Annotated in this window: 20 protein-coding genes and 4 tRNA genes; 20 read left to right on the top strand and 4 right to left on the bottom strand. The window is 66.5% G+C overall.

Annotation, left to right across the window (positions count from 1 at the left end; translation table 11 throughout):
• Positions 1–117 precede the first annotated feature (117 nt).
• The 3 genes from glnT to ACOGI8_RS16030 all read left to right on the top strand — a co-directional run bounded on the left by glnT (position 118) and on the right by ACOGI8_RS16030 (position 3509).
• On the top strand, positions 118–1497 hold the full coding sequence (gene glnT, locus ACOGI8_RS16040; RefSeq protein WP_419854786.1) for a type III glutamate--ammonia ligase: 1380 nt from the start codon (positions 118–120) through the stop codon (positions 1495–1497).
• 12 nt (positions 1498–1509) lie between these two features.
• Complete coding sequence (locus ACOGI8_RS16035) at positions 1510–2142, top strand: cysteine dioxygenase (RefSeq protein WP_419854785.1); 633 nt, start codon at positions 1510–1512, stop codon at positions 2140–2142.
• A gap of 98 nt (positions 2143–2240) precedes the next feature.
• Positions 2241–3509 carry a rhodanese-like domain-containing protein gene (locus ACOGI8_RS16030; RefSeq protein WP_419854784.1) on the top strand — a complete coding sequence of 423 codons (1269 nt, stop codon included), beginning with the start codon at positions 2241–2243 and terminating at the stop codon, positions 3507–3509.
• Here the strand turns inward: ACOGI8_RS16030 and ACOGI8_RS16025 are convergent.
• Positions 3506–4384: an LLM class F420-dependent oxidoreductase gene (locus ACOGI8_RS16025; RefSeq protein ID WP_419854783.1), complete on the bottom strand. Its 879-nt coding sequence runs from the start codon at positions 4382–4384 to the stop codon at positions 3506–3508. The two genes, ACOGI8_RS16030 and ACOGI8_RS16025, sit on opposite strands and share 4 nt — an antisense overlap.
• Positions 4385–4590: 206 nt before the next feature.
• Between ACOGI8_RS16025 and ACOGI8_RS16020 the strand changes: the two genes are divergently transcribed.
• Both ACOGI8_RS16020 and ACOGI8_RS16015 read left to right on the top strand, forming a co-directional pair.
• Positions 4591–5505, top strand: a complete 915-nt coding sequence (locus tag ACOGI8_RS16020; RefSeq protein WP_419854782.1) for a 1,4-dihydroxy-2-naphthoyl-CoA synthase — start codon at positions 4591–4593, stop codon at positions 5503–5505.
• 292 nt (positions 5506–5797) lie between these two features.
• Positions 5798–5989, top strand: a complete 192-nt coding sequence (locus tag ACOGI8_RS16015; RefSeq protein ID WP_419854781.1) for a hypothetical protein — start codon at positions 5798–5800, stop codon at positions 5987–5989.
• 77 nt (positions 5990–6066) lie between these two features.
• On the opposite strand, the gene ACOGI8_RS16010 is transcribed toward ACOGI8_RS16015, so the two are convergent.
• Both ACOGI8_RS16010 and ACOGI8_RS16005 read right to left on the bottom strand, forming a co-directional pair.
• Positions 6067–7602 carry an AAA family ATPase gene (locus ACOGI8_RS16010; protein ID WP_419854780.1) on the bottom strand — a complete coding sequence of 512 codons (1536 nt, stop codon included), beginning with the start codon at positions 7600–7602 and terminating at the stop codon, positions 6067–6069.
• 764 nt (positions 7603–8366) lie between these two features.
• Positions 8367–8879 (bottom strand): N-acetyltransferase family protein, encoded by a 513-nt coding sequence (locus ACOGI8_RS16005; protein ID WP_419854779.1) that lies wholly within the window; start codon positions 8877–8879, stop codon positions 8367–8369.
• An 84-nt stretch (positions 8880–8963) separates the two neighbouring features.
• Between ACOGI8_RS16005 and ACOGI8_RS16000 the strand changes: the two genes are divergently transcribed.
• Both ACOGI8_RS16000 and ACOGI8_RS15995 read left to right on the top strand, forming a co-directional pair.
• Positions 8964–9036: transfer RNA gene (locus ACOGI8_RS16000), tRNA-Thr, on the top strand.
• 23 nt (positions 9037–9059) lie between these two features.
• Positions 9060–9133, top strand: a tRNA-Met gene (locus ACOGI8_RS15995).
• Positions 9134–9235: 102 nt separating this feature from the next.
• Here ACOGI8_RS15995 and ACOGI8_RS15990 read toward each other — a convergent pair.
• Complete coding sequence (locus ACOGI8_RS15990; RefSeq protein WP_419854778.1) at positions 9236–10111, bottom strand: hypothetical protein; 876 nt, start codon at positions 10109–10111, stop codon at positions 9236–9238.
• Between the two features lie 164 nt (positions 10112–10275).
• Between ACOGI8_RS15990 and ACOGI8_RS15985 the strand changes: the two genes are divergently transcribed.
• The 13 genes from ACOGI8_RS15985 to fusA all read left to right on the top strand — a co-directional run bounded on the left by ACOGI8_RS15985 (position 10276) and on the right by fusA (position 25478).
• A tRNA-OTHER gene (locus ACOGI8_RS15985) sits at positions 10276–10384 on the top strand.
• A gap of 124 nt (positions 10385–10508) precedes the next feature.
• Positions 10509–10582, top strand: a tRNA-Trp gene (locus ACOGI8_RS15980).
• Positions 10583–10682: 100 nt separating this feature from the next.
• On the top strand, positions 10683–10985 hold the full coding sequence (gene secE, locus ACOGI8_RS15975) for a preprotein translocase subunit SecE (protein WP_419854777.1): 303 nt from the start codon (positions 10683–10685) through the stop codon (positions 10983–10985).
• Positions 10986–11006: 21 nt separating this feature from the next.
• Positions 11007–11777 (top strand): transcription termination/antitermination protein NusG, encoded by a 771-nt coding sequence (gene nusG / locus ACOGI8_RS15970; RefSeq protein WP_419854776.1) that lies wholly within the window; start codon positions 11007–11009, stop codon positions 11775–11777.
• A 42-nt stretch (positions 11778–11819) separates the two neighbouring features.
• Positions 11820–12275 (top strand): 50S ribosomal protein L11, encoded by a 456-nt coding sequence (gene rplK / locus ACOGI8_RS15965; RefSeq protein ID WP_419854775.1) that lies wholly within the window; start codon positions 11820–11822, stop codon positions 12273–12275.
• A gap of 29 nt (positions 12276–12304) precedes the next feature.
• Positions 12305–12991: a 50S ribosomal protein L1 gene (rplA, locus tag ACOGI8_RS15960; RefSeq protein ID WP_419854774.1), complete on the top strand. Its 687-nt coding sequence runs from the start codon at positions 12305–12307 to the stop codon at positions 12989–12991.
• A 294-nt stretch (positions 12992–13285) separates the two neighbouring features.
• Positions 13286–13987 (top strand): 50S ribosomal protein L10, encoded by a 702-nt coding sequence (rplJ, locus tag ACOGI8_RS15955; RefSeq protein WP_419854773.1) that lies wholly within the window; start codon positions 13286–13288, stop codon positions 13985–13987.
• Positions 13984–14376, top strand: coding sequence for a 50S ribosomal protein L7/L12 (gene rplL / locus ACOGI8_RS15950; protein ID WP_419854772.1), 393 nt, complete (start codon positions 13984–13986; stop codon positions 14374–14376). The genes rplJ and rplL overlap by 4 nt, the downstream gene beginning before the upstream one ends.
• Before the next feature lie 253 nt (positions 14377–14629).
• Positions 14630–18292: a DNA-directed RNA polymerase subunit beta gene (locus ACOGI8_RS15945; RefSeq protein ID WP_419854771.1), complete on the top strand. Its 3663-nt coding sequence runs from the start codon at positions 14630–14632 to the stop codon at positions 18290–18292.
• A gap of 90 nt (positions 18293–18382) precedes the next feature.
• Positions 18383–22312: a DNA-directed RNA polymerase subunit beta' gene (locus ACOGI8_RS15940; protein WP_419854770.1), complete on the top strand. Its 3930-nt coding sequence runs from the start codon at positions 18383–18385 to the stop codon at positions 22310–22312.
• 170 nt (positions 22313–22482) lie between these two features.
• Positions 22483–22854 carry a 30S ribosomal protein S12 gene (gene rpsL, locus ACOGI8_RS15935; RefSeq protein ID WP_419837519.1) on the top strand — a complete coding sequence of 124 codons (372 nt, stop codon included), beginning with the start codon at positions 22483–22485 and terminating at the stop codon, positions 22852–22854.
• Position 22855: 1 nt separating this feature from the next.
• Complete coding sequence (rpsG, locus tag ACOGI8_RS15930) at positions 22856–23326, top strand: 30S ribosomal protein S7 (RefSeq protein ID WP_323671072.1); 471 nt, start codon at positions 22856–22858, stop codon at positions 23324–23326.
• Between the two features lie 67 nt (positions 23327–23393).
• Positions 23394–25478, top strand: a complete 2085-nt coding sequence (fusA, locus tag ACOGI8_RS15925; protein WP_419854769.1) for an elongation factor G — start codon at positions 23394–23396, stop codon at positions 25476–25478.
• Positions 25479–25603: the final 125 nt, after the last annotated feature.

Raw genomic sequence — 25603 nt, 5'->3', positions numbered from 1 at the left:
TTCAGGGCGCATCGTGTCGGGCACTGCTCGCAGTCTCGGGACCGTTGACTACTGTGCGCGGAGGTGCTTGGCGCACGCGCGGCACCCGCAGCGGGGACGAACCAGGGGGAACGCGACATGAGCGATGTCACCGACGCAACCGAGGAGATCCGAGCCCGGGCCGAGGCCGACGGCGTGGAGTTCATCTACGCCATGTTCGTGGAGATGCATGGAAAGCCGTGCGCCAAGCTGGTGCCGGTCAGCGCCCTGGACGGGCTGATGAGCGACGGGGCCGGATTCGCCGGTTTCGCCGCCGGGCCGATGGGCCAAGACCCCTCCAGCCCCGACATCCTGGCCCTGCCCGACCCGGCGTCGTACACGCAACTGCCGTGGCAGCCGAACGTGGCTGCCATGCAGTGCGATCCCACCGTGGAGGGCGAGTTGTGGCCGTATGCGCCGCGAGTGATCCTGCGCCAGGCGCTGGAGGCGGCAGCCGAGCGCAACCTGGTGCTCAAGTGCGGCGTGGAGGCCGAGTACTCGCTGGTGGTGCGCAACGAGGACGGCTCGCTGGCCGTCGCGGACGAGCGCGACAACCTGACCCTGCCGTGCTACGACGCCCGCGGCCTCACCCGGATGCTGCCGCACCTCGAAGCGGTGTCGAAGAACCTCGACGCCATGGGCTGGGGCAACTACGCCAACGATCACGAGGACGCCAACGGCCAGTACGAGCAGAACTGGCTGTACTCAGACGCCCTCACCACTGCCGACCGGCTGATCCTGTTCCGCCTGATGGTGCACACCCTGGCCCAGCGTGACGGCCGCTACGCCACATTCATGCCCAAGCCATTCGCCGACAAGACCGGCAACGGGCTGCACACCCACCTGAGCCTGTGGACTGCTGACACCGACGATCCGCTGTTCATCGGCGGCACCGCCGGAGGCGCCGACACCAAGGGCCTGGGCCTGAGCGACATGGCGTACAAGTTCGTGGGCGGGCTGCTGCGTCACGCCCGCTCGCTGGTGGCCGTGGTGTGCCCGATCGTCAACTCCTACAAGCGCATGGGTGTGGGCGCACCCACCTCCGGAGCCACGTGGGCACCGGCATATGCCGCCTACGGCGGCAACAACCGCACCCAGATGATCCGCATCCCCGAGCCCGACCGGATCGAGATCCGCCTGGGCGACGGGGCCGCCAACCCGTACCTGATGTTCGCTGCGTACCTGGCCTGCGGACTCGACGGCATCGACAACGACATCGATCCCGGCGAGCCCAATACGGACAACCTGCACGCCATGTCTGCCGACGAGGTGGCGGCGAAAGGGATTGCGGTGCTGCCGCCCACGCTGCTGCACGCAGCCGAGGAGATGGCGACCTCCGAGGTGCTTGGGGCCGGGCTGGGTGACACCGCCGAGGGCCCTTACCGCGACTACTTCGTACAAACCAAGAAGGCAGAATTCCTGGCACATCACAGCGTCGTCACCGCCGGCGAGGTCGACCAGTACCTCACCCTGTTCTGAGAGGATGAGCCCATGAGTGCATCTGACGTCGCGGAGAACAGGGCTGCAGAACGGGCCGCAGCGGTCGCGGACGCGATGGAGGACATCGCCAAGATCGATGCGCATGGCCGCGAGCACGGCGGCATCGACCGGGCCGGCATCGCCCGCATCAAGGAACGTCTGTTGGAACTGGCAACCCACGAGCACCTGTTCCCGCCGGAGGATTTCCCGGCCCCCGACGGCGAGCGCGGCTCGCACAACTACCGGCTCGCGCAGAACGACGACGGCACGCTGGCGCTGTATGTCCAGAGCGTCGCCGAGGGCACGTCGGCGCCGCCGCATGAGCACCTCACCTGGGCGGTCATCGTGGGCATGCGCGGCCAGGAGCTGAACCGCTTCTACGACCGCTGTGCAGGCGAAGGCGAGCCGCGCGTCGAGCGAGAGACCCTGGTCGAGCGCGGCACCGGCGTCGCGATGCTGGGGCACGACGTGCACTCGATCCACATCGACGGCGCCTCCACCAACTTCCACTGCTACGGCCTGGCGATGGAGAACATGACAGGTCGCCGTTACTGGAACGCCGAAGAAGGCGAGTGGCGGGTCTTCGCCGACTCGAGCAGCATCGTCGAGGCCCGCCCGGGCTATCCAGCGACGGCCGCTGCCTGAGCCACGAGGACGCGATCGGGTGGCGGCGCGTTCGCTAGGCGACGGCTGTTGGCCGAGTCGCCCCCGGTGCGGGGTGCCGCGGATGCGAAGGAAGAGTGATGGCTGACGTCCGCACGATCACAGTTGCCGAGCTGATGGAGCTGCACCGCGGACTGCTGCGCGGCGACGGCACCGAGTTGGCGGTGGTGGATGCCCGCGAGCCCACCGAGTTCACCCAGCGCCATCTGCTGTACGCCGCGAACCTGCCGCCGAGCCATGTGGGCCTCGAAGTGGCGTCACGCATCCCCCGGCTGGACACGCCGGTGGTGGTGTGCGACGACGGTGGGGGAGAGGCCGCAGCCGTTGCCTTGGAGCTCACCGTCTTGGGCTATAGCGACACGGCGGCGCTCGACGGCGGCATCGATGCGTGGGCGACCGCGGGCGGCGAGCTGTACTCGGGCATCAACGTGCCCTCCAAGCTGTTCGGCGAGCTGGTCGAGGAGCACTTCGACACACCGCACGTGACTGCGACCGAGCTGGCGGGCTGGCTGGCCGACGGTCGGGACTTGGTCGTGGTGGACTCGCGCACCCGCCGGGAGTTCAACCGCATGAGCATCCCGACCGGCCGGTCGTGCCCCGGTGGTGAGCTGGTGCGCCGGGTGGGTGACCTCGTCGACGACAGCACCACGGTGGTGGTGAATTGCGCCGGGCGGACCCGCAGCATCATGGGCGCGCAGTCGCTCCGCTCGGCCGGACTGCCCAACGCCGTCTTCGCACTGAAGGACGGCACGATGGGCTGGGAGCTGGCCGGCCTTGAGCTGGAGCATGGCCGCGACGACATGGCCCCCGAACCGAGCGAGACCGGACGGGCCTATGCCACGGCGGCCGCGCAGGCGGTGGCTGAGCGCTGCGGGGTTCGGACGGTCGACCGTGCCCACCTCGACGAGTGGCTGGCCGATGCCACGCGTACCACCTACTTCATGGACGTGCGCACGCCGGAAGAGTTCGCCGCTGGGCACTTGCGCGAGGCCACTGGCGCTCCCGGGGGTCAGCTCGTGCAGGCCACCGACGAGTATCTGGTGACCCGCGGGGCCCGGGTCGTGCTGGCCGACGGCGACGGCATCGGCGCCAGCATGACGGCCTCGTGGCTCATCCAGATGGGCTGGGATGCCTGCGTGCTGGAATCCTCTTGGCTCGACGATGCCGCGCTCCTCGAGAGTGCCAGCGACGAGACCGCAGCCGCGATCCGTTCACGCCAGCCGCCACTGCCCTACGACCCCACCGACGCTGAGGTGGCACGCGCCGCGATGGAGGCCTACCTGGTCTGGGAGGTCGCTCTGCCCGACCAGTACGCCCGCGACGACCTGGTCGAATTCCGTTTCTGCTAGAGGTCGGCGAAGCGCTCGATGGTTTCGGCCCAGGCGCTGGCGTCGTCGGGCGTGGAGATGACGGTCTGCAGACCGGCCATCGGTGACACCGGCACGGCGATCCGGCTGACGCCGCGGTGGGCCAACTCCGGAATCTCGTCGAGGTCGTTGGGCAACTGCACGGTGATCTCCAGTGCGTCGGGATCGCGGCCGTGCTCGGCGGCGGTCTGGCGGGCCAGGTCGATGAGGTCCCACGGCGCGCCACGGGCAGGGAAGTAGCCATCGCCCAGCCGCCCGGCTCGGCGGGCGGCAACCTTGGAGTCGCCGCCCACGATGATTGGCACCGAGCCGTTCACCGGCTGCGGCCGGCAATACGCCGCATCGAAGTTCACGAATTCGCCGTGGAACGTCGGCCGGTCGGCCGACCACAGTTCGCGCATCGCGGCCACGTACTCGTCGGTGCGGGGACCGCGGTCGTCGAAGTGATCGCCGACCCCGATGGCCTCGAACTCCTCGCGCATCCAGCCCACTCCGATGCCCAGCAGCACCCGTCCGCCGGACATGTGGTCGAGCGTGGCGATCTGCTTGGCACACACCACCGGGCTGTGCTGGGGCACGATCAGGATGCCGGTGCCGAAGTTGATGGTGGACGTGACGCCCACCATGTAGGCCATCCACATCAGCGGGTCGGGCAGCAACAGGTCCTCCACGCCGCCGGCCATCTTGCCGTCGGGGCTGTAGGGGTACTGCGACTGGTAGCCCGACGGGATGACCGTGTGCTCCACCGTCCATGCCGACTCGAAGCCGGCCGCCTCGCCCGCCTGCACCAACTCGGTCGCAAGCGCTGTGTCCATCGCGAACTTGCCGGTGTTGCAATACCTGAGCCCAAACTTCATGTCGCTGTCCCTTCGGTGAGCACCTGAGTCGTGGACGGTGCCCGATGATCGGCCCGCAGTCTCGCACGCACCTCCGGTCGTCATCCGACGAAGCGCAGCGGTCGCGCCCGTCAGTCAGCGTCGCTGGCTCAGCCACGTGCCCGTGGCAACCGGTGCGGCGCCTCGATCCAATACCGTGCCCCCAAACCACAGGTCTCGGAGCACCCATGCCGTTCTTGCCGCACGTCTCGGACATCTTCGACCCGTCTCGCTGGAGCGACATCGACGGGTTCGACTTCACCGACATCACGTATCACCGCAGCAACGAGCACGGCACGGTTCGCATCGCGTTCGACCGGCCCGATGTGCGCAACGCCTTCCGCCCGCACACCGTCGACGAGCTGTACCGGGCGTTGGACCACGCCCGCATGACCCCCGACGTGGGATGCATCCTGCTCACCGGCAACGGCCCCGCACCCGCCGACGGTGGCTGGGCGTTCTGTTCGGGCGGCGACCAGCGCATCCGGGGCAAGGACGGCTACCGCTACGCCGACGGCGAGACCGCGGCCGACATCGACCCGGCCCGCACCGGGCGCCTGCACATCCTCGAGTGCCAGCGGTTGATCCGCATGATGCCCAAGGTGGTGGTTTGCGTGGCGAACGGCTGGGCGGCCGGAGGCGGTCACAGCCTGCACGTGGTGTGCGACCTGACGATCGCCTCGGCGGAGCACGCTCGCTTCCGCCAGACCGACACCAATGTGGCCAGCTTCGACGGCGGTTTCGGATCGGCCTACTTGGCCCGTCAGATCGGCCAGAAGAAGGCCCGCGAGATCTTCTTCCTCGGCCGCACCTACACCGCGCAAGAACGCTTCGAGATGGGCGATGTGAACGCCGTGGTGCCCCACGCCGAGCTGGAGTCGGTGGCGCTGGAATGGGCTGGGGAGATCGTCTCCCGATCGCCGACGGCACAGCGCATGGCCAAGTTCGCGTTCAACCTGATCGACGACGGCCTTGTGGGCCAGCAGGTGTTCGCCGGCGAGGCCACCCGCTTGGCCTATGGCACCGACGAAGCCGCTGAAGGCCGCGACGCCTTCCTGGAAAAGCGCGATCCCGAATACGAGCAGTTTCCCTGGCACTTCTAGATCGCCGCCAGCGACCTCGTGTTGTCAACGCTTTGCAGAGACTCGGTCCGCTGTCTAGGTCACGCGTAGTCGTCGAAAATATCGCCAGTGTCGCCTATAGCTCTTGCCCGCTGCCGCAACGCACTACCCGAGCTTCGATTCTGCGAGCCCCGCTCTTGAATGGTCTGCGCAATGCTTCAACGTCGGCTGTCCGGTTGGCCTTCCTGCTGGCGAAGAGACCTGTGCACGAGGCACCCCGGGTGGGCTCGAACATCGCGCTCTCGTGCAGCCGATCGATTCCGGCCTGCACCTGATGCCGAGCGCCGCTGTCCATGACCTGCTTGATCTCGACGACGAGCCATTCCAAGCCGCTTGGGGTGCGCCGCAGAACGAGCAGGTCCGGTTTGGTGTCGCTTGGCCCGAAGGCTGTGCAGCTGTCGCAATCGACGACCAAGAGAGCGCCGCGGACTACGAGTCGGCATCTGTTATGGCTCAGCCGTACTGATTCAGAAGCCTGGGCATCCGCGACTCGCACGATGCACCCGCACTCAGTGTGCAGCTTGACGATGTTGGTTTTTTCGCTCAATCGAGCTGACCGACCAAGCGAGCGGAATCGTCGGCGAGGTCTTGCGCAACCTTGACGAATTCGTCTTCGGGTATGCCCCACAGAGGATCGATCTTCACCCGGTCTACCTTGACCAGCGCGCCTGGAGCGCTGCGGTCAAAACGATGCACGGCTACATCCTCCGATCTAAGGCAATCGTCTTGCAGGTAGCCGGCGGCGCGGTCGGCGGCGGCGCGTACGCTTGTCTCCTGGCGCAGAATCGCATTTGAGATCTCGTGCAGCAGGACGGAACTGTGAGTCGCGCATACGACGCGCACGCCTGCGTTCGCTAAGCGCACGAGAACGCGCGCAACTAGCCGGATCGCTTCCGGGTGCAGGTGCGACTCAGGCTCATCCACGATCAGCATGTCACCCGGAGCAAGCAGTCGTTCCATCCAGATTGACAGCGGCGCAAGGTCGGCGACCATGGAAGAAGCGTGACGAATCGAGATGCGGTGCCCGTGTTGCTCGTAGGCGAGCGTGGGCACAAGGTCCGCGTCGGGCTCGACGATGATCTTGCCCTCCATGACCTCCTCGAGCAGTGCCTTCGCCGCATCGAGCGCTGACGCATCTGGGGATTCGTCCGCGCCGAACGGGTTGGCTGGCCTGCGGCGACGCCGCAACTGACGACCCATCACATCTGCGAGCGAAGCTATGAAATCCAGCGCGACGCCGTCGAGGGAAGGATCGACGAAAGTAGGCAGGCCGAATCGCTCGCGTTCGAGTTGGATGCGCAACTTGACCACATCCGTCCACGCGTTGAGTAGCCCGGATCTGCCTGCGGGCAAGTAGTGCGTTTGGCCATCCATCTGAATGTGTTCAAGGAAGCTGCCCCAATAGCTGCCTCCGAGCCGCCAAGCGAACTCGCCGAACCGCTCATCACGATCATCGCCGCTCAACTCCTCGCTGAACAGCTGCTGCTGCATCTGCTGTAGCAGCAATCGGCGGTGGAATGCACGTTGCAGGGCGATGTCAGGCTCGACCCAATCGAGATCAAGGAGGCCAAGTTCTGGGTTGATCGAAGCGGTGGACCCGGCAGTACCGAAGAGGCATTCGTCCCCGTTTGGCAAGGCCCGGTCATGCCGCATCTCGAGGCGGAGTTGCGGGTCATCGCCCCAGGTAGCAATACCGACAAGTTCCTCGATTCCGAACGTCGCTTTCAGTCTGTCCTGAAGCGCACGCCCAGCGTCCTCAAGCGTCTCGGAGATCAATCGCGAAAGGTAACCACGCACCGATTCGGGAAGTACCACCCCGTCTCGACCATCGTTAGAGGATGAACCGATTTGCTCACGGGCAATCGCCAGCAGCCCATCACGAACCTCACTACGGAGGGATTCGGAAGTTCTTGGAAGCACATTGCTGAGCGCTTGACGGCAGGCGTAGAGGGCCTGTGATACGTACGTCTTGCCGGTGTTGTTGCGGCCGATGAGGACCGTCAGCGGACGAATCGTGACCTTGCCGTGGCCGACCGGTCCCAACTGGTCGACCACGAGTTGGAGCGATGCACTGCTCATGCTGGCTCCTCTGTGTGGCCTTGTCTACTGGTTGCTCGACTGCGGTTCACCCCGTGCCAGCGAACTCTGTGCCGAGGTTACCGGTGGCACAGGAGTTGTAACGGCTCAGTGTCGAGTCAGCGTTCTGACTTGCGCCCCGCTTCTCGCGGCACACGAGGGCTCGAGGCCGTGTTTGGCATGGGACGCAACTGGCGCTGCACCCGCGTCAGCAGCGTGGACCGGACTGCATGGAACCGGAGCTAGTTCGTTAGCCCACTGAGGTTCTCGACACAGCGCCGTTGCTGGCCGCGATGCACCTAGGTGGAGCCTTTGAAGCTCGTGAGTGTTTCTGTTGTTTCGGTGTGGGTGATCTTCAGGCACTGCCGTGCTGCCTACGCGTTCCAGCACCGCGACGCTTGCCACCTAGACGGAGCGCCGTAACCAGCGTCTTCCTCGGCGTCGCTGCGGCGGTGACGGGCCCTCGCGACCGGGCGCAGTTGCCTCTCTCGTCGTTGACTGGCCGGCTGGCGGAACTGGCGACAGAGGAACAAACTTGCTGATCTCGCGCCCAGAATCCGAGTCCGTGTAGCTGATGTACACGTGCTGGCTTCCGCAAGCTCGACACCAGTACCAAGCTCTGCCATTGGACAACTCCGCCTCCACGATCAGACCGTCGCACCAGTGGCACGAAGCCCCGGTTGACTTCCCCCGATCAGTCACGCGACCGCCCTTCTGCTGCCCGTAGCTGGCCCAAAGTACCTAGCAGGCCTCACTCGTGGGGTGACTCAGGCGGGGCGCAGGCGCTGCATGAGTGTCACGTCGAGCCAGCGCCCGAACTTGCGGCCGACTTCTCGTTCGACGCCGACGAGCTCGAAGCCGTGTTTGGCGTGCAGCGCCACCGAGGCAGCGCCAGCGTCGGCGATCCGGGCGAATACAGCGTGAAAGCCGTGCTCATCGGCGAGCGCTACCAAGTTGCCGAGCAGCAGGCTGCCCACGCCGCGCCCCTGGTGGTCGCGATGCACGTAGACGGAATCCTCGACGCTGGTGGAGTACGCGGGGCGGGTGCGGTATGGCGACAGGCAGGCCCAGCCCATCACCGTGGCGCTGGCCTCGGCGTCGGTGTTGTCTGGCACCGCCACGATGCAGGGGTAAGCACCCGAGTGGTCCCGCATCCAGGTCGCTTGCTCGGCGGGGGAGCGGGGCACCATGTCGAAGGTGGCGGTGCCGTCGGTGACCTCGCGGTTGTAGATCTTGGCGATCGCGTCGGCGTCGGCCATCGTGGCCAACCGGGTGCGCATGGCAGCGAAGCTACCGAAGGGCCGCAGATACACTCCGGACCCCACAATCGTCCGCGCACGACGGTCTCGGCGTACGCGAAACCCGCCCCGTTAGCTCAGTAGGCAGAGCACAGCCATGGTAAGGCTGGTGTCGCCGGTTCGATTCCGGCACGGGGCTCGCCGCTAGCCTGCGGCTCCCACGGCGGGATAGCTCAGTTGGTCAGAGCGCACGGCTCATAATCGTGAGGTCCTGGGTTCGAGTCCCAGTCCCGCTACTCGTAGGTATTGGTCGATAACGAGTGTGGATGTTGGCCGGAATTCGTGAAATCGGGCTGTATAGAACCGATTCGGCGCGACCTGGTGCATGCCAAATCGACTTAGCGCGCTGAGCAGTCCGGCTCTGGCACGGAGCGGACCGCTTCATTTAGTTTGACAACGGCTCGACCGAGTTCGTCTCGCTCGGCTTGCAGCGCTTCGATGCGCTCAGTCTTGGCGTCAAGGTCGCCTTGCCAGCTTTCCTCTATGCCGACGATGAGCCGGTCGATCTCGTCCTGTCGGTCTCGGTGGCCTGACAGTGTGGTGCCGTGAGCGGCGAGCAGTTCGGCGGCTCTGATGATGCCCGCAGTGTCCGCAGCGCAGTGCCTCGCCAGCACCGCCTCGGCGGTTGTACCGCACATCTCAGCGAAGCCCGCCGCAACGCTGACCGGCACCGCCTCGGGGGCGTAGGTGCTGTACATCTCGACTGCGACGCAGCGGAAGTCGTTCCCATGGCCTCCGGCGTAGATGTCGCGCCCGACGCCGACGATGTGGTGAGCGGCTTCGTGAAGCACAGCGAACAGGCTGATGTTGTCGTGTGTGCCGAGGGTGACATAGCGGCTGCCGTCCCCGTGGCGGGTGGCGCTGGCGATGCCTTGGCAAGGCTCGTCCGTCTCGGCGCAGAGATCTGGGGCGAAGTCCTCCACGATGGCTACATCGGGCATGGGCCCAGCGCCGTAGCGCGCCCAAACGCTCGCCAGCACTGCCTCAGCAGAATTGCTGTCCAGATGCCAAGGGCTCTCGTCATCCGGCAGCAAGCACCGCTCCCAGCCGTATGCGTCCCAGTCGGCTTCGAACACCGCAGCGCACTCATGCGGCGTAACGGTCGTGGGAGGCGGCTCGCTGGCCACGGCCGTCGCGGGTTCGGCCACCTGCGCAGGCGGCTCGGGAGCCGAAGTGCAGCCAGCGATCACGACGACAGCCGCCAGCAACGCCATTGCCGGCATGGTCGATCTACGCCGGCTGATCTGCATTCGGAGTGTCTAGCCGGAACTGCGACTCGGCGACGGCCAGCGTGGGGACCGCAGCGACAGTCCATCGCGTCTGACCTGGCAATTGAAACTGACTCACACCCTGTTCGACTCAGGCCGCTGTGATCTTACGCGGGATAGCTCAGTTGGTCAGAGCGCACGGCAGCGGCGGCCGCTTGCGGTCGCCGCCATCAGCGCAGCATCGTGAGGTCCTGGGTTCGAGTCCCAGTCCCGCTACCAGACTCCTCACAAGACGCCTCTGGACGCGACCCAGATCGCTGCCGGTAGCCTGTTGCGGCGGACATTCGCCAAGAAGGCCCGCACTGAGTGTCACCCGCGTATCGCACGCGATGCGCCGACGCTGAGGGCAGTAGCTCAATTTGGTAGAGCACCGGTCTCCAAAACCGGCGGTTGCGGGTTCGAGTCCCTCCTGCCCTGCGCTTCCGCCGGTTTGGACCGTCAGCCCGGCGGACCGACCATGCCCAAGCCATGAACACAAGTCCCTGAGAAATAGAGGCCGGAGACACTTCCGATGGCCATGAACCGACGCACACGCCGTCACCTGCAGCGTCAGGGCGAGATGGGGGCTGACGGCGCGCCCGCGGGACGGCGCGAGCGGCGCCAGGCAGCACCGGCATCGCCGACCAGCGAGCGAGCTGGACCAGCGCAGTTCGTGGGCGAGGTCCGCTCCGAGTTGAAGAAGGTGATCTGGCCGACACGCGCGGAGATCGTCAACTACTCGGTCGTCGTGTTCATCACCATCGTGATCCTGACGGCGATGATCGCCGGATTCGACTGGATCCTGGGTGAAGGCGTCCTCCGCCTCTTCGACGTGAACTGACAAGCATCTGAGCAGACGAACATGAGCGATCTGACCGACACTCCCGCAGAGCCCGAGACCGACCCGATGGCGACCGCACGCCGATTGCTGAGCTCCCAGACAGCAACCACCCTGATGGGTCCGGGCGCCGAGGCAGCCGAGCCAACTGACACGGCAGGCGCCGCCGATGAGGCCGGCGCCGTCGACGTGCTCACTGAGGACGAACTGCTCGCCGTTGACGAGCCGGAGGCCAAGCGGGTCTCGCCGTACGACCGGCCGGGTCGCTGGTTTGTCGTGCACACGCAGTCGGGCTACGAGAAGAAGGTGAAGCAGAACCTCGAAGCCCGGATCGGCACGTTCGACATGGAGGACCGGATTCTTGAGGTCGCCATCCCGATGGAGGACGTGATCGAGTTCAAGGGCGGCCGCAAGGTCGTCGCCAAGAAGAAGGTCTTCCCCGGCTACCTGCTGATCCGTTGCCGTCCCAGCGACGAGGCCCACCACATGATCCGCAGCACGCCGGGGGTCACCGGCTACGCGGGCCCGGGCGGCAAGCCGTCGCCCCTGCGCCGCAGGGAGGTGGAGGCGTTCCTGGCCGAGCCAGATGACGGGCCCGAGATGCCGCGCCGCACCAAGCCGTCGATGATCTTCGAGATCGACGAAGGTGTGCGCATCAAGGAAGGCCCGTTCTCCGATTTCCAGGGTCAGGTCATCGAGATCAACGAGGAGCAGCTAAAGGTGAAGGTGCTGGTGAACATCTTCGGCCGCGAGACCCCCGTCGAGCTCGACTTCGTCCAAGTCGCAAAGATCTGAGCCCCTGCGAGGGCCAAGCAGCACAGACCCGAGGAGCACCTCATGGCAGACAATCCGGCACGACCCGCGGCGGGCCGCAAGCGGGTGAGCGCGGTGGTGAAGATCCAGATCCCCGCTGGGCAGGCCTCGCCCGCGCCGCCGGTGGGCACGGCGCTCGGCCCGCACGGCGTGGCGATCATGGACTTCTGCAAGGAGTACAACTCCAAGACCGAGAGCCAGCGCGGCACGATCGTGCCAGCGGAGATCACGATCTTCGAAGACCGGTCGTTCACGTTCATCACGAAGACACCGCCGACGTCGGTGCTGCTGCGCCAAGCGGCGGGGCTGGAGAAGGCGGCCAACAACCCCGGCCGCGCGACCGTGGCGCATGTCACCGAGGCCCAGGTTGCCGAGATCGCCGCGACGAAGATGCCCGATCTCAACGCACGCGATCTTGAGAACGCCAAGCTGCAGGTGATCGGCACCGCTCGCTCGATGGGCATCGAAGTCGCCGGCTGATTCGCGGCGCGACAGAGGAGACCCAACAGATGTCAGGGAAGAAGTACGCCGAGGCGACCCGACGGTACGACCGGCAGATGATGCACGAGCCCGCCCAGGCCATCGACATGGTGCGCACGCTGGCACCGGCCAAGTTCGACGAATCGGTCGATCTGTCGGTGCGGCTCGGCGTGGACCCCCGCAAGGCCGACCAGATGGTGCGTGGCACCGTCGCGCTGCCGTCGGGCACCGGCGGCGACGTGCGCGTTGCGGTCTTCGCGCAGGGTGACGCTGCGGCGGCTGCTTCCGAAGCAGGTGCCGACGTTGTGGGCGGTGCCGATCTGGCCGAGCGCGTCGAGGCCGGATTCACCGATTTCGACGTGGCGATCGCGACGCCGGACATGATGGGCGTGGTGGGCCGGCTGGGCAAGGTGCTCGGCCCGCGTGGCCTTATGCCGAATCCCAAGTCCGGCACGGTGACGCCCGATGTGGGCAAGGCTGTCGGCGAGTTCAAGGGCGGCAAGGTCGAGTACCGCACCGACCGCTACGGCAACGTGCATCTGGCGATCGGCAAGGTGAGCTTCACCGCTGAGGACCTGAACGCCAATCTGGCAGCGGTCATGGACGAGCTGGCACGGGCGAAGCCAGCCGGTGCCAAGGGCCGCTACGTGCGCAAGATGGTGGTGTCCTCGACCATGGGCCCAGGAGTCCGCATCGACCCCACCACGTTCAACTAGCCCTCCCGCAGTTGAATAGCCGGGCGCGACCGGTAGCGTTCGGCACTTCACAACTTGCTCGCCGTAGAACTCCGGTGGCTCCGGCCTGAAATCGGCCCCGTCTGAAGCATGCTCAGGGGCTCGCCCGCCTCGGGTGAGTCGCACGGGTCGAGCCTGATGAGGCGGACGGTCTTCCTGTGCGCGTGTGCGTCGGGATGCGGTTCTGTCTGGTCTGCGGACCGGTGCCCGTTCTGGGGCCGGGAGCGATCCAACCGCCCGATCACCGCACACCCCGCAGCACAGGAGGTCTCCACCATGGCGACAGCAACGACGGCTGAGGGGCGCGTGCCGCGGGCCGACAAGGTGGCAGTGGTGGACGAGGTCCGCCAGCGATTCGCCGAGGCCGATGCGGTGCTGTTCACCGAGTACCGGGGCTTGGACGTGGCAGAGATGGCCGACCTGCGCGGCCGCCTCATCGATGCCGACTGCCGTTACAAGATCTACAAGAACACGCTCGTCCGCCGGGCACTGTCGGTTGATGCGCCGGCCGGCACGCTTGACCTGCTCTTGGGGCCCACGGCGCTCGCCTTCTGCGGCAAGGATCCGTCGGCGGCCGCTCAGGCCCTGCGCACGTTCGCAGCGGAGCACGACGCGCTGGTCATCAAGGGCGGCGTGCTGGCAGGCACGTTGCTCAGCGACGCCCAAGTGCGCGAGCTCGCCGACCTGCCGTCGCGCGATGAGCTGATGGCGCAGATGCTGGGAGCGTTCGCCGCGCCGCTCAGTGCGCTGGCGTCGATGATGAACAACTTGATCGGGGAGGTGTCGGGCCTGCTGCAAGCCCTGGCCGACAAGACACCGGACAGCCCGGCTCCCAACGCCGAGACCGCGGCTCAAGCAGACGAAGCCGATGCCAGCACGGCCGCGGCAGATTCCGCTCCTGAGGCTGAAGACGCCGAAGCAGACGACCCAGACAGCAAATCACCTGACGATCCAACAAATACGGAGAACAACCAATGAGCACGTCCACCGAAGAGATCCTCGACGCCATCGGCAACATGACGGTGCTCGAGCTGGTCGAGCTGAAGAAGGCGTTCGAAGAGCGCTTCGACGTCACCGCTGCAGCCGCTGCCCCGATGATGGTGGCCGCCGCTGCTGCCGGAGGCGACAGCGACGGCGAGGCTGCCGAAGAGGCTGCCGATGAGGTCACCGTCACGCTGACCGCGATCGGCGACAAGAAGGTGCAGGTCATCAAGGAGGTGCGCTCGCTCACCAGCCTGGGCCTCAAGGAGGCCAAGGACCTGGTGGAGGCCGCCCCGAAGCCTGTGCTCGAAGGCGTGCCGAAGGCCGACGCCGACAAGGCCAAGGAAGCCCTCGAGGCGGTCGGCGCCAGCGTCGAACTGTCCTAGGCGCGCGCACATTTCTCACCGCGCGCCGCGTGTCGCGGTTGTGGCGCCCAGCGTTGCTGGATAGCGTTGCCAAGGCCGTGGCACAGGTGGCCTCCCCATTCGCGCACCCACCAGTCCCCAGCATCGAAGCCCATCGGTGGGCTCCCTGTTTGCTGCGGACGCCTGCGACTGCGCGCGCTTCCGTCCCCTCGTCGCCTGCCGCGGGCAGTCGCCGGTGACCCATCCCGAACAACTGAACCACTAGGAGAGTCCGTTGTCGTCTCGTGTCGGCCGCGAACGCTATTCGTTCGGCAACCTCGACGAAGTCCTGGAGCTCCCGGACCTCGTGTCGATCCAGAAGGATTCCTTCCAACGATTCCTCGATGTCGGGCTCGCTGAGACCTTCTCAGACATCAGCCCCATCAGCGACTTCGGTGGGCATCTCCAGCTCGTCTTCTCGTTCGACCCCTACGACGAGGACCTGCGACCGCCGCCCAAGTTCTCCGTGGAGGAGTGCAAAGAACGCGACATGACTTACTCGGCGCCGATCTTCGTGCGCGCCGAGTTCAAGAACGCCCACACCGGCGAGGTCAAGGCCCAGACCGTGTTCATGGGCGACTTCCCGATGATGACCCCCAAGGGCACGTTCATCATCAACGGCACCGAGCGGGTGGTGGTGAGTCAGCTCGTGCGCTCGCCCGGCGTCATCTTCCAGCCCGGCGAGCGCTACCGGCTCCGCAACATGTCGAAGCACCAGCTGGTGACGGCAACCATTCATCCCTACCGCGGCGAGTGGATCGAGTTCGACGTCGAGCACAAGCCGGGCAAGGACCCCACCGCCGGCAGCCGGGTGGCCCGCAAGCGCCGCCTCAGCATCTTCTCGCTGCTGCGAGCGCTGGGCTATGGCGAAGACCGCCATCCCGGCCTGCTCGAGCGGTTCGTCGAGCACTTCGACTTCCTGGAGCCCCAGTGGGAAAAGGATCGAGACGTTGCGCCCAACCAGCAGGACTCGCTCCTCGAGCTGTACAAGCGGGTCCGCCCCGGTGAGGTGGCTACCCCCGATGCCGCGTCCAACTACTTCCAGAATGCGTTCTTCGACGAGCGCCGGTACTCGCTGTCCAAGGTCGGCCGCTACAAGCTGAACCGCAAGCTCGGGCCCGAGCTCGACCGCGTGTCTGAGCTGTTCGGCCTCGACTTCATCGACGCCGATCACCCCGACGCGCTCGAGCACCCCGAACTGATCCGTCCCGATCCCGATTCCACGGTGCTCACCCGCAGCGAAGTCCTCGCCACGGCGAGCTACCTGCTGCACTTGGCCAACGCCGAGCCCGGCTACCGGCTGGACGACCAGGATCACTTCGCCAACCGCCGCATCCGCTCTGTCGGCGAGCTGATCCAGAACCAGGTGCGCATCGGCCTCAGCCGCATGGAGCGGGTGGTGCGCGAGCGCATGACCACCCAGGACGTCGAGGCCATCACGCCGCAGACGCTGATCAACATCCGCCCCGTCGTGGCCGCCACCAAGGAGTTCTTCGGCACCAGCCAGCTCAGCCAGTTCATGGACCAGGTGAACCCGCTGTCGGGCCTCACCCATCGTCGCCGCCTGTCCGCGCTCGGCCCTGGCGGCCTGTCGCGGGAACGAGCCGGCTTCGAGGTGCGCGATGTCCACTTCAGCCACTACGGCCGCATGTGCCCCATCGAGACGCCGGAGGGTCCGAACATCGGCCTGATCGGGGCACTGGCGACTTTCGCCCGTGTCAACGAGTTCGGCTTCATCGAGTCGCCCTACCGGGTGATCAAGGACGGCAAGGCCACCACCGAGGTGCGTTACCTGACCGCGGACGAGGAAGAGGAGTTCGTGGTCGCGCAGGCCAACGCGCCGCTCAACCCCGACGGATCATTCCGCAACCCCCGCGTGCTCGTGCGCAAGAGCCCCCAGGGCGCCAGCCTGGAAGATCTTCGGCTGCAGATGGAGCGTGACACCTATTTCGCCGCAACCACCGAGATCAGCTACGTACCGGCATCGGAAGTCCAGCTCATGGACGTCTCGCCGAAGCAGATCGTGTCGGTGGCCACCGCGCTGATCCCGTTCCTCGAGCACGACGATGCCAACCGGGCGCTCATGGGCGCCAACATGCAGCGCCAGGCGGTGCCGCTGCTGCGGGCCGAGGCCCCCTACATCGGCACCGGCATCGAAGGTCTCGCCATGGCCGATGCCGCCGAGATGGTGCTTGCCGAAGTCGAAGACGACATGGGCGACCGTCAGGGCATCGGTGGCGAAGTCACCGAAGTCGCCGGCGACTGCATCGTCATCGACGGAGACGACGGCAAGCGGCACGAATTCCCGCTGCTCAAGTTCCGACGCTCCAACCAGGACACCTGCATCAACCAGCGAGCGCTCGTCCGCGTCGGCGATCGCGTGGAGCCTCAGGCCGTCATCGCGGACGGACCGTCCACCGATCACGGCGAGCTGGCGCTGGGCAAGAACCTCCTGGTGGCCTACATGGCCTGGGAGGGCTACAACTACGAGGACGCCATCATCCTGTCGGAGCGTCTGGTGAAGGACGACGTGCTCACGTCGATCCACATTCACGAGTACGAGATCGACGCCCGCGACACCAAGCTGGGTCCCGAGGAGATCACCCGGGACATCCCCAACCTGGCCGACGACATCCTCGCCGACCTCGACGAGCAGGGCATCGTGCGCATCGGTGCCGAAGTCGAGCCGGGCGCGGTGCTGGTGGGCAAGGTCACTCCCAAGGGCGAGACCGAGCTCACGCCCGAGGAACGGCTGCTGCGTGCCATCTTCGGCGAGAAGGCCCGCGAGGTGCGCGACACCTCGCTCAAGGTGCCCCACGGCGAGAACGGCGTGGTCACCGACATCCGGGTGTTCAGCCGCGACGCCGACGACGAGCTGCCGCCTGGCGTGAACCAGCTCGTGCGCGTGTACGTGGCCCAGAAGCGCAAGATCAGCGTGGGCGACAAGCTCGCCGGGCGTCACGGCAACAAGGGCGTGATCTCGAAGATCCTCCCCACCGAGGACATGCCGTACCTGGCCGACGGCACACCGGTCGACATCATCCTGAGCCCGCTGGGGGTGCCCAGCCGCATGAACGTCGGCCAGGTGCTCGAAGCCCACTTGGGCTACGCGGCGCGCTGGGGCTGGAGGGCCACCGACGCGGGCGGCAAGGAAGAGATGATCGGCAAGGAGCCGGTCAGCAACACTGCCCGCAAGACCCGCCCCACCACCGAGCCGTCGGTGTTCATCGCCACGCCGGTGTTCGACGGGGCGCGCTGGGACGAGGAGGAGGCCGCCGGGCGGCATCCCACCATCCAGCAGACGCTCGAGAACGTGCGGCCCGAGTCGGTGACCGGCGAACGCCTGATGACCCGCTCGGGCAAGACGGTGCTCTTCAACGGGCGCACCGGCGAGGCCTACGACGAGCCGATCATGGTCGGCTACAGCTACATCCTGAAGCTGGCACACCTGGTCGACGACAAGATCCACGCTCGCTCGACGGGGCCGTACTCGATGATCACCCAGCAGCCGCTGGGCGGCAAGGCGCAATTCGGCGGCCAGCGCTTCGGCGAGATGGAGGTGTGGGCCCTCGAGGCGTACGGCGCCGCCTACTGCCTGCAGGAACTGCTCACCATCAAGTCCGACGACGTGCTGGGCCGGGTGCGCGTGTACGAGGCGATCGTCAAGGGCGAGAACATCCCCGAGCCCGGCATCCCTGAGAGCTTCAAGGTGCTCATCAAGGAGATGCAGGCGCTCTGCCTCAACGTCGAGGTCATGTCGACAGCCGGGCAGCAGATCGACATCCAGGGTCTCGACGAGGACGTCTTCCGTGCCGAGGAATCGCTGGGCATCGACATCAGCCGACCCGAGCGCGGCACCGACGAAGAAGACGAGCTGCGTCGCCAGCAGCGCATGTGATCAGCGCAGCGACGCCGCACAGCCGACACAGCGCAACCGAAACATCCAGAACTCGCACTACCGATACAGACACAGGGCCGGACACAACGCATGATCGACGTCAACGACTTCTCTGACATCCGGATCGGCTTGGCGACCGCTGACGCCATCCGCACATGGTCCAACGGCGAGGTCCGCAAGCCGGAGACCATCAACTACCGCACGCTCAAGCCCGAGAAGGACGGCTTGTTCTGCGAGAAGATCTTCGGTCCCACCAAGGACTGGGAGTGCGGCTGCGGCAAGTACAAGCGTGTCCGGTTCAAGGGCATCATCTGCGAGCGCTGCGGCGTGGAAGTCACCCGTTCCAAGGTGCGCCGCGAGCGCATGGGCCACATCGAGCTGGCGGCCCCGGTGGTGCACATCTGGTACTTGCGGGGCACCCGCTCATGGCTGGCGTACTTCTTGACTGGCCTCGACCCCCGCCAGGAGCTGAAGGCCAAGGCGCTGGAGCGCGTCATCTACTTCGCTGCGAACCTGGTCACCAAGGTCGACAGCGAGAAGCTGCACGCCGACCTGCCGCGGCTCGAAGCCGAGAAGGCCGAAGAGCTCGACGTCATCGACGAGGAACTCGCCGAGCGCCGGGCGGAGCGGCTCGCCGAGCTCGAGAGCGAACTCGCTTCCTTGGAGGCCGACGACGCCAAGGAACGCGAGCTGCGGTCGGCCCAGCGCGAATCCGAGCGTGACCTCGAGGCCATCGACGAAGAGGCCAACGAGGAGAAAGACCTCGTGGAGCGCGCCTTCGCGGCGCTGCGCGACCTGCACGAGCGGATGATCGTCGACGACGAGGATCTCTGGCGCGAGCTGGAGGATCGCTACGGCCAATACTTCGAGGGCGGCATGGGCGCCGAGGCCATCGCGCAGCTCATGGCCAACATGGACTTCGACGTCGAAGAGGCCGAGTTGCGTGCCGCCATCGAGGCGTCCGACGGGCGCCGGCCACTGTCGGCCCAGCGCAAGCAGAAGGCCATCAAGCGTCTCAAGATCCTGAGCGCGTTCAACCGGCGAGACGAGCACGGGCGCCGCATCAACGACCCACGGGCGATGATTCTCGACGCCGTGCCGTGCATCCCGCCCGACCTGCGCCCGATGGTGCAGCTCGACGGCGGCCGCTTCGCGACATCTGACCTGAATGATCTCTACCGACGCGTCATCAACCGCAACAACCGGCTGAAGCGCCTGCTCGACCTGCGGGCACCCGAGATCATCGTCAACAACGAGAAGCGCATGCTGCAGGAAGCGGTCGATGCGCTGTTCGACAACGGCCGAAGGGGCCGTCCTGTGACAGGCCCCGGCAATCGGGCGCTGAAGTCGCTGTCGGACATGCTCAAGGGCAAGCAGGGTCGCTTCCGCCAGAACCTGCTCGGCAAGCGCGTGGACTACTCGGGCCGCTCGGTCATCGTTGCGGGGCCCACGCTGCGCCTGCACCAGTGCGGGCTGCCCAAGCTGATGGCGCTCGAGCTGTTCAAGCCGTTCGTTATGAAGCGGCTGGTCGACTCGGAGATCGCGCAGAACATCAAGTCGGCCAAGCGGATGGTCGAACGGCGCCGCGCCGACGTCTGGGACGTGCTCGAGGACGTCATCAAGGAGCATCCGGTGCTGCTGAACCGGGCGCCCACGCTGCACCGGTTGGGCATCCAGGCCTTCGAGCCGCTGCTCGTGGAAGGCAAGGCGATCCAGATCCATCCGCTTGTGTGCGCCGCCTTCAACGCCGACTTCGACGGCGACCAGATGGCCGTGCACCTGCCGCTGTCCTCGGAGGCGCAGGCAGAGGCACGGGTGTTGATGCTGTCGGCCAACAACCTCCTGAGCCCTGCCGACGGCCGGCCGATGACCGTGCCCAACCTGGACATGCTCATCGGCAGCTACTACCTGACCGAGGCGACAGGCGTCGACAGCGATGACAGTGCCGAGGTGCCGGTCTTCCGCCACCTGCACCAGATCGAGCAGGCGCTCGACCTCGGCCACCTCAAGCTGCACCAGCCCATCGAGTGGCGCATTGATCAGCTCAGCGACGGAAACGGCAGCTACACGCCCACGACGCCAGGCCGTGCGCTGTTCAACGCCACGCTCCCGGATGACTTCGAGTACGTGAACCGGCCCGTCCGCAAGGGCGACATGGGCCGCATCGTGCGCGCCCTGTCCGACAACTACTCCACGAGCGAGATTGCCGTCAGCCTCGACCACATCAAGGACCTCTGCTACGAGTACGCCAGCCGCTCGGGCTTGACGATCTCGGTCGACGATGTGAGCACCCCGCCCGACAAGGCCGAGATCCTCGAGCGCCACGAGGGCGAGGCGGAGCGTGTCGAGACCCAGTTCCGGCGCGGCATCATCACCGATGGCGAGCGCCGTCAGAAGGAAGTGGAGATCTGGACCGATGCCACCGACGAGGTGCGTCGCTCGCTTGAAGGCGAGATGTCTCGCACCACGTTCAACCCGATCGGCATGATGGTCGGCTCCGGCGCACGCGGGAACATGATGCAGGTGCGCCAGATCGCCGCCATCCGCGGGCTGGTCGCCAACCCTCGCGGCGACATCATCCCGCGCCCCATCAAGTCGTCGTACCGGGAGGGCTTGGCCACGCTGGAGTACTTCATCTCCACGCCAGGCGCACGCAAGGGCCTGGTCGACACGGCGCTGCGCACGGCCGACTCGGGCTACCTGACCCGCCGGCTCGTCGATGTCGCCCAGGAGCTCATCATCAACAGCGAGGATCCCTTCGACCGGCCCGGTCCGGTGAACGGGCTATGGATCGACGACGTCGTCCCCGACGGACCGGACAAGCGCACCCATCTCGACACGAGGCTGTTCAGCCGCTGCCTCGCAGCGGAAGTGACGCTCAGTGACGGCACCGTGCTCGAAGCCGGACGGCTGATCGGCGAGGACGAGCTGATCGCGCTGCGCGACGACCCCGACGTCACGCGGGTCCGTGTGCTGTCCCCGCTCACCGACGACTCCGAATTCGGCGTGTCGGCCATGGCCTACGGCGGATCGCTGGCCACCGGCAAGCTCATCGAGGTGGGCGAGGCCGTCGGCGTGATCGCCGCCCAGTCCATCGGCGAGCCCGGCACGCAGCTGACCATGAGGACGTTCCACACCGGCGGTGTCATCGGCGGCGAGAACATCGCCGGCGGTCTGCCCCGGGTGGTCGAGCTGTTCGAGGCCCGCACCCCGCGCGGCAAGGCCGTGCTGGCCCGCCGCTCAGGTGTGGTGCGCATCGGCGAGGACGACGGTCGGGGACGCCAGATCGACGTCATCGGCGATGACGGCTCCGAGGACACCTACACGGTGCCGTCCATGTCGCGGCTCGCAGTAACCGACGGGCAGGACATCCGCGCCGGCGACCCGCTCGTGGACGGTCCGCGCGACCCCAAGGAGCTCATCGAGATCCGCGGCGTGCGCGAGACCCAGCAGTACCTCGTCTCGGAGGTGCAGAAGGTGTACCGCGAGCAGGGCGTGTCGATCCATGACAAGCACATCGAGCTGATCATCCGCCAGATGACCCGCCGGGTGCTCGTCGGGGAGCAGGGCGACTCGCCGTTCCTGCCCGGTGAACAGGTCGACCAGCGGAACTACCGTGAAGCCAACCGCGAGCTGGTAGCCCAGAGCCGGCGCCCCGCCGAGGGCCGCCCGATCATCATGGGCATCACGAAGGCGTCGCTCGCGACCGAGTCGTGGCTCTCGGCTGCCTCCTTCCAGGAGACGACCCGCGTGCTGACCGAGGCGGCCATCGAGTCGCGTCGCGACAGCTTGAAGGGCCTGAAGGAGAACATCATCATCGGCAAGCTGATTCCGGCCGGCACCGGTCAGGACGTGTACCGCAATATCGACACGATTGCCCCCGAATACGAGCCGATGGAGTTCTGGTCGTCCGAGGACGCTCAGGACCCGGCTGCATGGCTGGCTTCGATCGGCGGCGATCCCGATGCCGACGAGGCAAGTCTCGACGAGAGCGTCGCCTCGTTCACCGACGCCGGCTGAGCGGTTGTCGTGCTGGGGCGCGCTGCCTAGCCTTCAAGGCCGGTTTCGGCGCGCTGCCGGGTGGGGCATTGCGCAGATCTACCCGACTCCTGCCTGTCGACCTGTCCGCTAGCAATCTGTCCCGCTGACAGCCCCGGCTCGCAGGGGTCTCCCAACTCACCGAGGTTCTGGTGCCCACGATCCAGCAGCTGGTCCGCAAGGGCCGAAAGTCCAAGCCGACGAAGGTGCGTACGCCTGCGTTGAAGGGCTCGCCCCAGCGGCGCGGGGTCTGCACGCGCGTGTACACCCACACGCCGAAGAAGCCGAACTCGGCCCTGCGCAAGGTTGCCCGTGTGCGCCTCACCAGCGGTGTCGAAGTGACCGCCTACATCCCGGGCGAGGGCCACAACCTGCAGGAGCACAGCATCGTGCTGGTGCGCGGCGGCCGGGTGAAGGACCTGCCCGGCGTCCGCTACAAGATCATCCGCGGAGCGCTGGATGCTTCGGGTGTGAATGCCCGCCAGCAGGCACGCTCGCGCTACGGCGCCAAGCGGGAGTCCTGACGTGCCCCGCCGAGGCGCAGCGCCCCGCCGCGACATCGCTCCCGACCCCGTCTACGACTCCGCGCTGGTCACCCAGTTCATCAACAAGGTGCTGCGGCGCGGCAAGCGCTCGCTGGCCGAGAGCATCGTGTACCAAGCGATGGATCTCGTCGGCGAGCGGACAGGCGGCGAGCCGCTGGAGATTCTGAAGCGGGCGGTGGACAACACCCGGCCGCAAGTCGAAGTGAAGAGCCGTCGCGTCGGCGGTGCCACGTACCAGGTGCCCGTCGAGGTGCGCCCTCGTCGCGCCACCGCGCTGGCAATTCGCTGGATCGTGGGCTTCGCCCGCGAGCGCCGCGAGCGCACCATGTCGGAACGACTCGCGAACGAGCTGATGGATGCCTCCAACGGCACCGGCTCGGCTGCCAAGCGGCGTGAAGACACGCACCGCATGGCAGAGGCCAACAAGGCCTTCGCCCACTACCGCTGGTAACAGCCCGCTGGTGAGCAGTTCGCTGGCGATCTGATCGAGATGTCTGGTCAATTGGGACAACGCTGAAATGGCTCGAACGCAACCTCTCGACCGCGTCCGCAACATCGGGATCATGGCCCACATCGACGCGGGCAAGACCACGGTGACGGAGCGGATCCTCTACTACACCGGTGTCAACTACAAGATCGGCGAGGTCCACGACGGCGCCGCCACGATGGACTGGATGGAGCAGGAGCAGGAGCGCGGCATCACCATCACCTCCGCCGCCACCACCTGCCACTGGAACGATCACGTCATCAACATCATCGATACGCCGGGCCACGTCGACTTCACCGTCGAGGTGGAGCGGTCGCTGCGGGTGCTCGACGGCGCCGTGGCAGTGTTCGACGGCGTCGCGGGCGTGGAGCCGCAGACCGAGACCGTCTGGCGGCAAGCCGACCGGTACGGCGTGCCGCGGATGTGCTTCATCAACAAGCTCGACCGCACCGGCGCCTCGTTCTTCGGCTCGCTGGCCAGCATCGAGGACCGGCTCACCCCCAACACGGCCGTCCTGCAGCTGCCGATCGGCCTCGAGGCCGACTTCGAAGGCGTGGTCGACCTGGTCGAGATGAACGCAGTGGTGTGGAAGGGCGACGACCTCGGCGCCACCTACGACATCGTCGACATTCCTGCCGATCTGGCCGATCAGGCGTCCGAGTACCGCAGCAAGCTGCTCGAACGGCTCGCCGATGTCGACGAGGACATCATGCTGGCCTACCTCGAAGGCGAAGAGGTCGACGCCGACACGATCCGGCGGGCGGTCCGGCAGGGCACGCTCGACGGCCAGATCGTGCCGGTGCTTACCGGCAGCGCGTTCAAGAACAAGGGCGTGCAGCCGCTGCTCGACGCCGTCACGATGTACCTGCCCGCACCGGTCGACATCCCGGCCATCGCGGGCAGCTCGACGAATGGCAAGGAAGATCTGGAGCGCAAGCCCAGCGACGAAGAACCGTTCTCGGCGTTGGCGTTCAAGATCATGACCGACCCTCACGTCGGCAAGCTCACCTATTTCCGGGTGTACAGCGGCACCTTCGAGCGCGGCGGCCAAGTGCTCAACACCACCACGGGCAATCGCGAGCGCATCGGGCGCATCCTGCAGATGCACGCCAACAACCGCGAAGACCGTGACGACATCGCCACCGGCGACATTGTCGCGGGCATCGGCCTGAAGAACACCCGCACGGGCGACACGCTGTGCGATTCCTCCAAGCCGATCGTGCTCGAACAGCTCGACTTCCCCGACCCGGTCGTGCACGTGGCTGTCGAACCCAAGTCCAAGGGCGACCAGGACAAGCTGGGCAAGGCGCTCACGGCGCTCAGCGAGGAAGACCCCACCTTCCAGGTCAAGACCGACGACGAGACCGGCCAGACCGTGATCTCCGGCATGGGCGAGCTGCACCTTGAGGTGCTGGTCGACCGGATGCTGCGGGAGTTCAAGGTGGACGCCTCGATCGGCAAGCCGCAGGTGGCTTACCGCGAGACGATCACCTCACCGGTCGACAAGTTCGAGTACCGCCACATCAAGCAGACCGGCGGCTCGGGCCAGTACGCGGTGGTAGTCATCAACCTGCGCCCATCGGATCCCGGCGAGGGTTACGTCTTCGAGGACCACATCCGCGGCGGCGTGATCCCGCGCGAGTACATCTCGTCGGTCGATGCCGGCTTGCAGTCGTCGCTGGAGAACGGCCCGCTAGCGGGCTTCCCGCTGGTGGACGTGGCCGTCGACCTGATCGACGGCAACCATCACGACGTCGACTCCTCGGAGATGGCATTCAAGATCGCCGGCACGATGGCCATGCGCGATGCAGCGAGGCTGGCGCGGCCAGTCCTGCTTGAGCCGGTCATGTCGGTGGAGGTCGTCACGCCCGAGCACTACATGGGCGACGTCATCGGCGACCTCAACTCGCGGCGCGGTCGGGTCGGGCAGATGGAGCTGCGCGGCGTGAACCAGGTGATCGACGCCAAGGTGCCGCTGTCGGAGATGTTCGGCTACGCCAACGACCTCCGGTCCCGCACCCAGGGCCGGGCGACCTACAGCATGCAATTCGACAACTACGAGCAGGTGCCGCGCACCATCGCCGAGGAGATCATCAAGCGCATCCGCGGCGAATGACCTGGCTGGCTGCTGGAGGGCCGCAGTCGTCTCCGGGCCGACTTTTGTGGCTGGGGGCCTATTGGAACTGGGCCACGGCATCCCTAGCCTCACACCGTTCAGAACGGTGAAGAAACAAAGAAAAA

It is taken from the genome of Candidatus Poriferisodalis sp. (assembly GCF_965204195.1).
In the GTDB taxonomy this organism is placed as follows: Bacteria; Actinomycetota; Acidimicrobiia; order Acidimicrobiales; family Poriferisodalaceae; genus Poriferisodalis.
Note: the sequence above shows the minus strand (reverse complement) of the source record. Positions and strands in the feature narration are given on the sequence as shown.

Coding starts and splice junctions, on each gene's coding strand:
- glnT (WP_419854786.1), top strand. CDS start 118: ATGAGCGATGTCACCGACGCAACCGAGGAGATCCGAGCCCGGGCCGAG.
- ACOGI8_RS16035 (WP_419854785.1), top strand. CDS start 1,510: ATGAGTGCATCTGACGTCGCGGAGAACAGGGCTGCAGAACGGGCCGCA.
- ACOGI8_RS16030 (WP_419854784.1), top strand. CDS start 2,241: ATGGCTGACGTCCGCACGATCACAGTTGCCGAGCTGATGGAGCTGCAC.
- ACOGI8_RS16025 (WP_419854783.1), bottom strand. CDS start 4,384: ATGAAGTTTGGGCTCAGGTATTGCAACACCGGCAAGTTCGCGATGGAC.
- ACOGI8_RS16020 (WP_419854782.1), top strand. CDS start 4,591: ATGCCGTTCTTGCCGCACGTCTCGGACATCTTCGACCCGTCTCGCTGG.
- ACOGI8_RS16015 (WP_419854781.1), top strand. CDS start 5,798: ATGCCGAGCGCCGCTGTCCATGACCTGCTTGATCTCGACGACGAGCCA.
- ACOGI8_RS16010 (WP_419854780.1), bottom strand. CDS start 7,602: ATGAGCAGTGCATCGCTCCAACTCGTGGTCGACCAGTTGGGACCGGTC.
- ACOGI8_RS16005 (WP_419854779.1), bottom strand. CDS start 8,879: ATGCGCACCCGGTTGGCCACGATGGCCGACGCCGACGCGATCGCCAAG.
- ACOGI8_RS15990 (WP_419854778.1), bottom strand. CDS start 10,111: ATGGCGTTGCTGGCGGCTGTCGTCGTGATCGCTGGCTGCACTTCGGCT.
- secE (WP_419854777.1), top strand. CDS start 10,683: ATGAACCGACGCACACGCCGTCACCTGCAGCGTCAGGGCGAGATGGGG.
- nusG (WP_419854776.1), top strand. CDS start 11,007: ATGAGCGATCTGACCGACACTCCCGCAGAGCCCGAGACCGACCCGATG.
- rplK (WP_419854775.1), top strand. CDS start 11,820: ATGGCAGACAATCCGGCACGACCCGCGGCGGGCCGCAAGCGGGTGAGC.
- rplA (WP_419854774.1), top strand. CDS start 12,305: ATGTCAGGGAAGAAGTACGCCGAGGCGACCCGACGGTACGACCGGCAG.
- rplJ (WP_419854773.1), top strand. CDS start 13,286: ATGGCGACAGCAACGACGGCTGAGGGGCGCGTGCCGCGGGCCGACAAG.
- rplL (WP_419854772.1), top strand. CDS start 13,984: ATGAGCACGTCCACCGAAGAGATCCTCGACGCCATCGGCAACATGACG.
- ACOGI8_RS15940 (WP_419854770.1), top strand. CDS start 18,383: ATGATCGACGTCAACGACTTCTCTGACATCCGGATCGGCTTGGCGACC.
- fusA (WP_419854769.1), top strand. CDS start 23,394: ATGGCTCGAACGCAACCTCTCGACCGCGTCCGCAACATCGGGATCATG.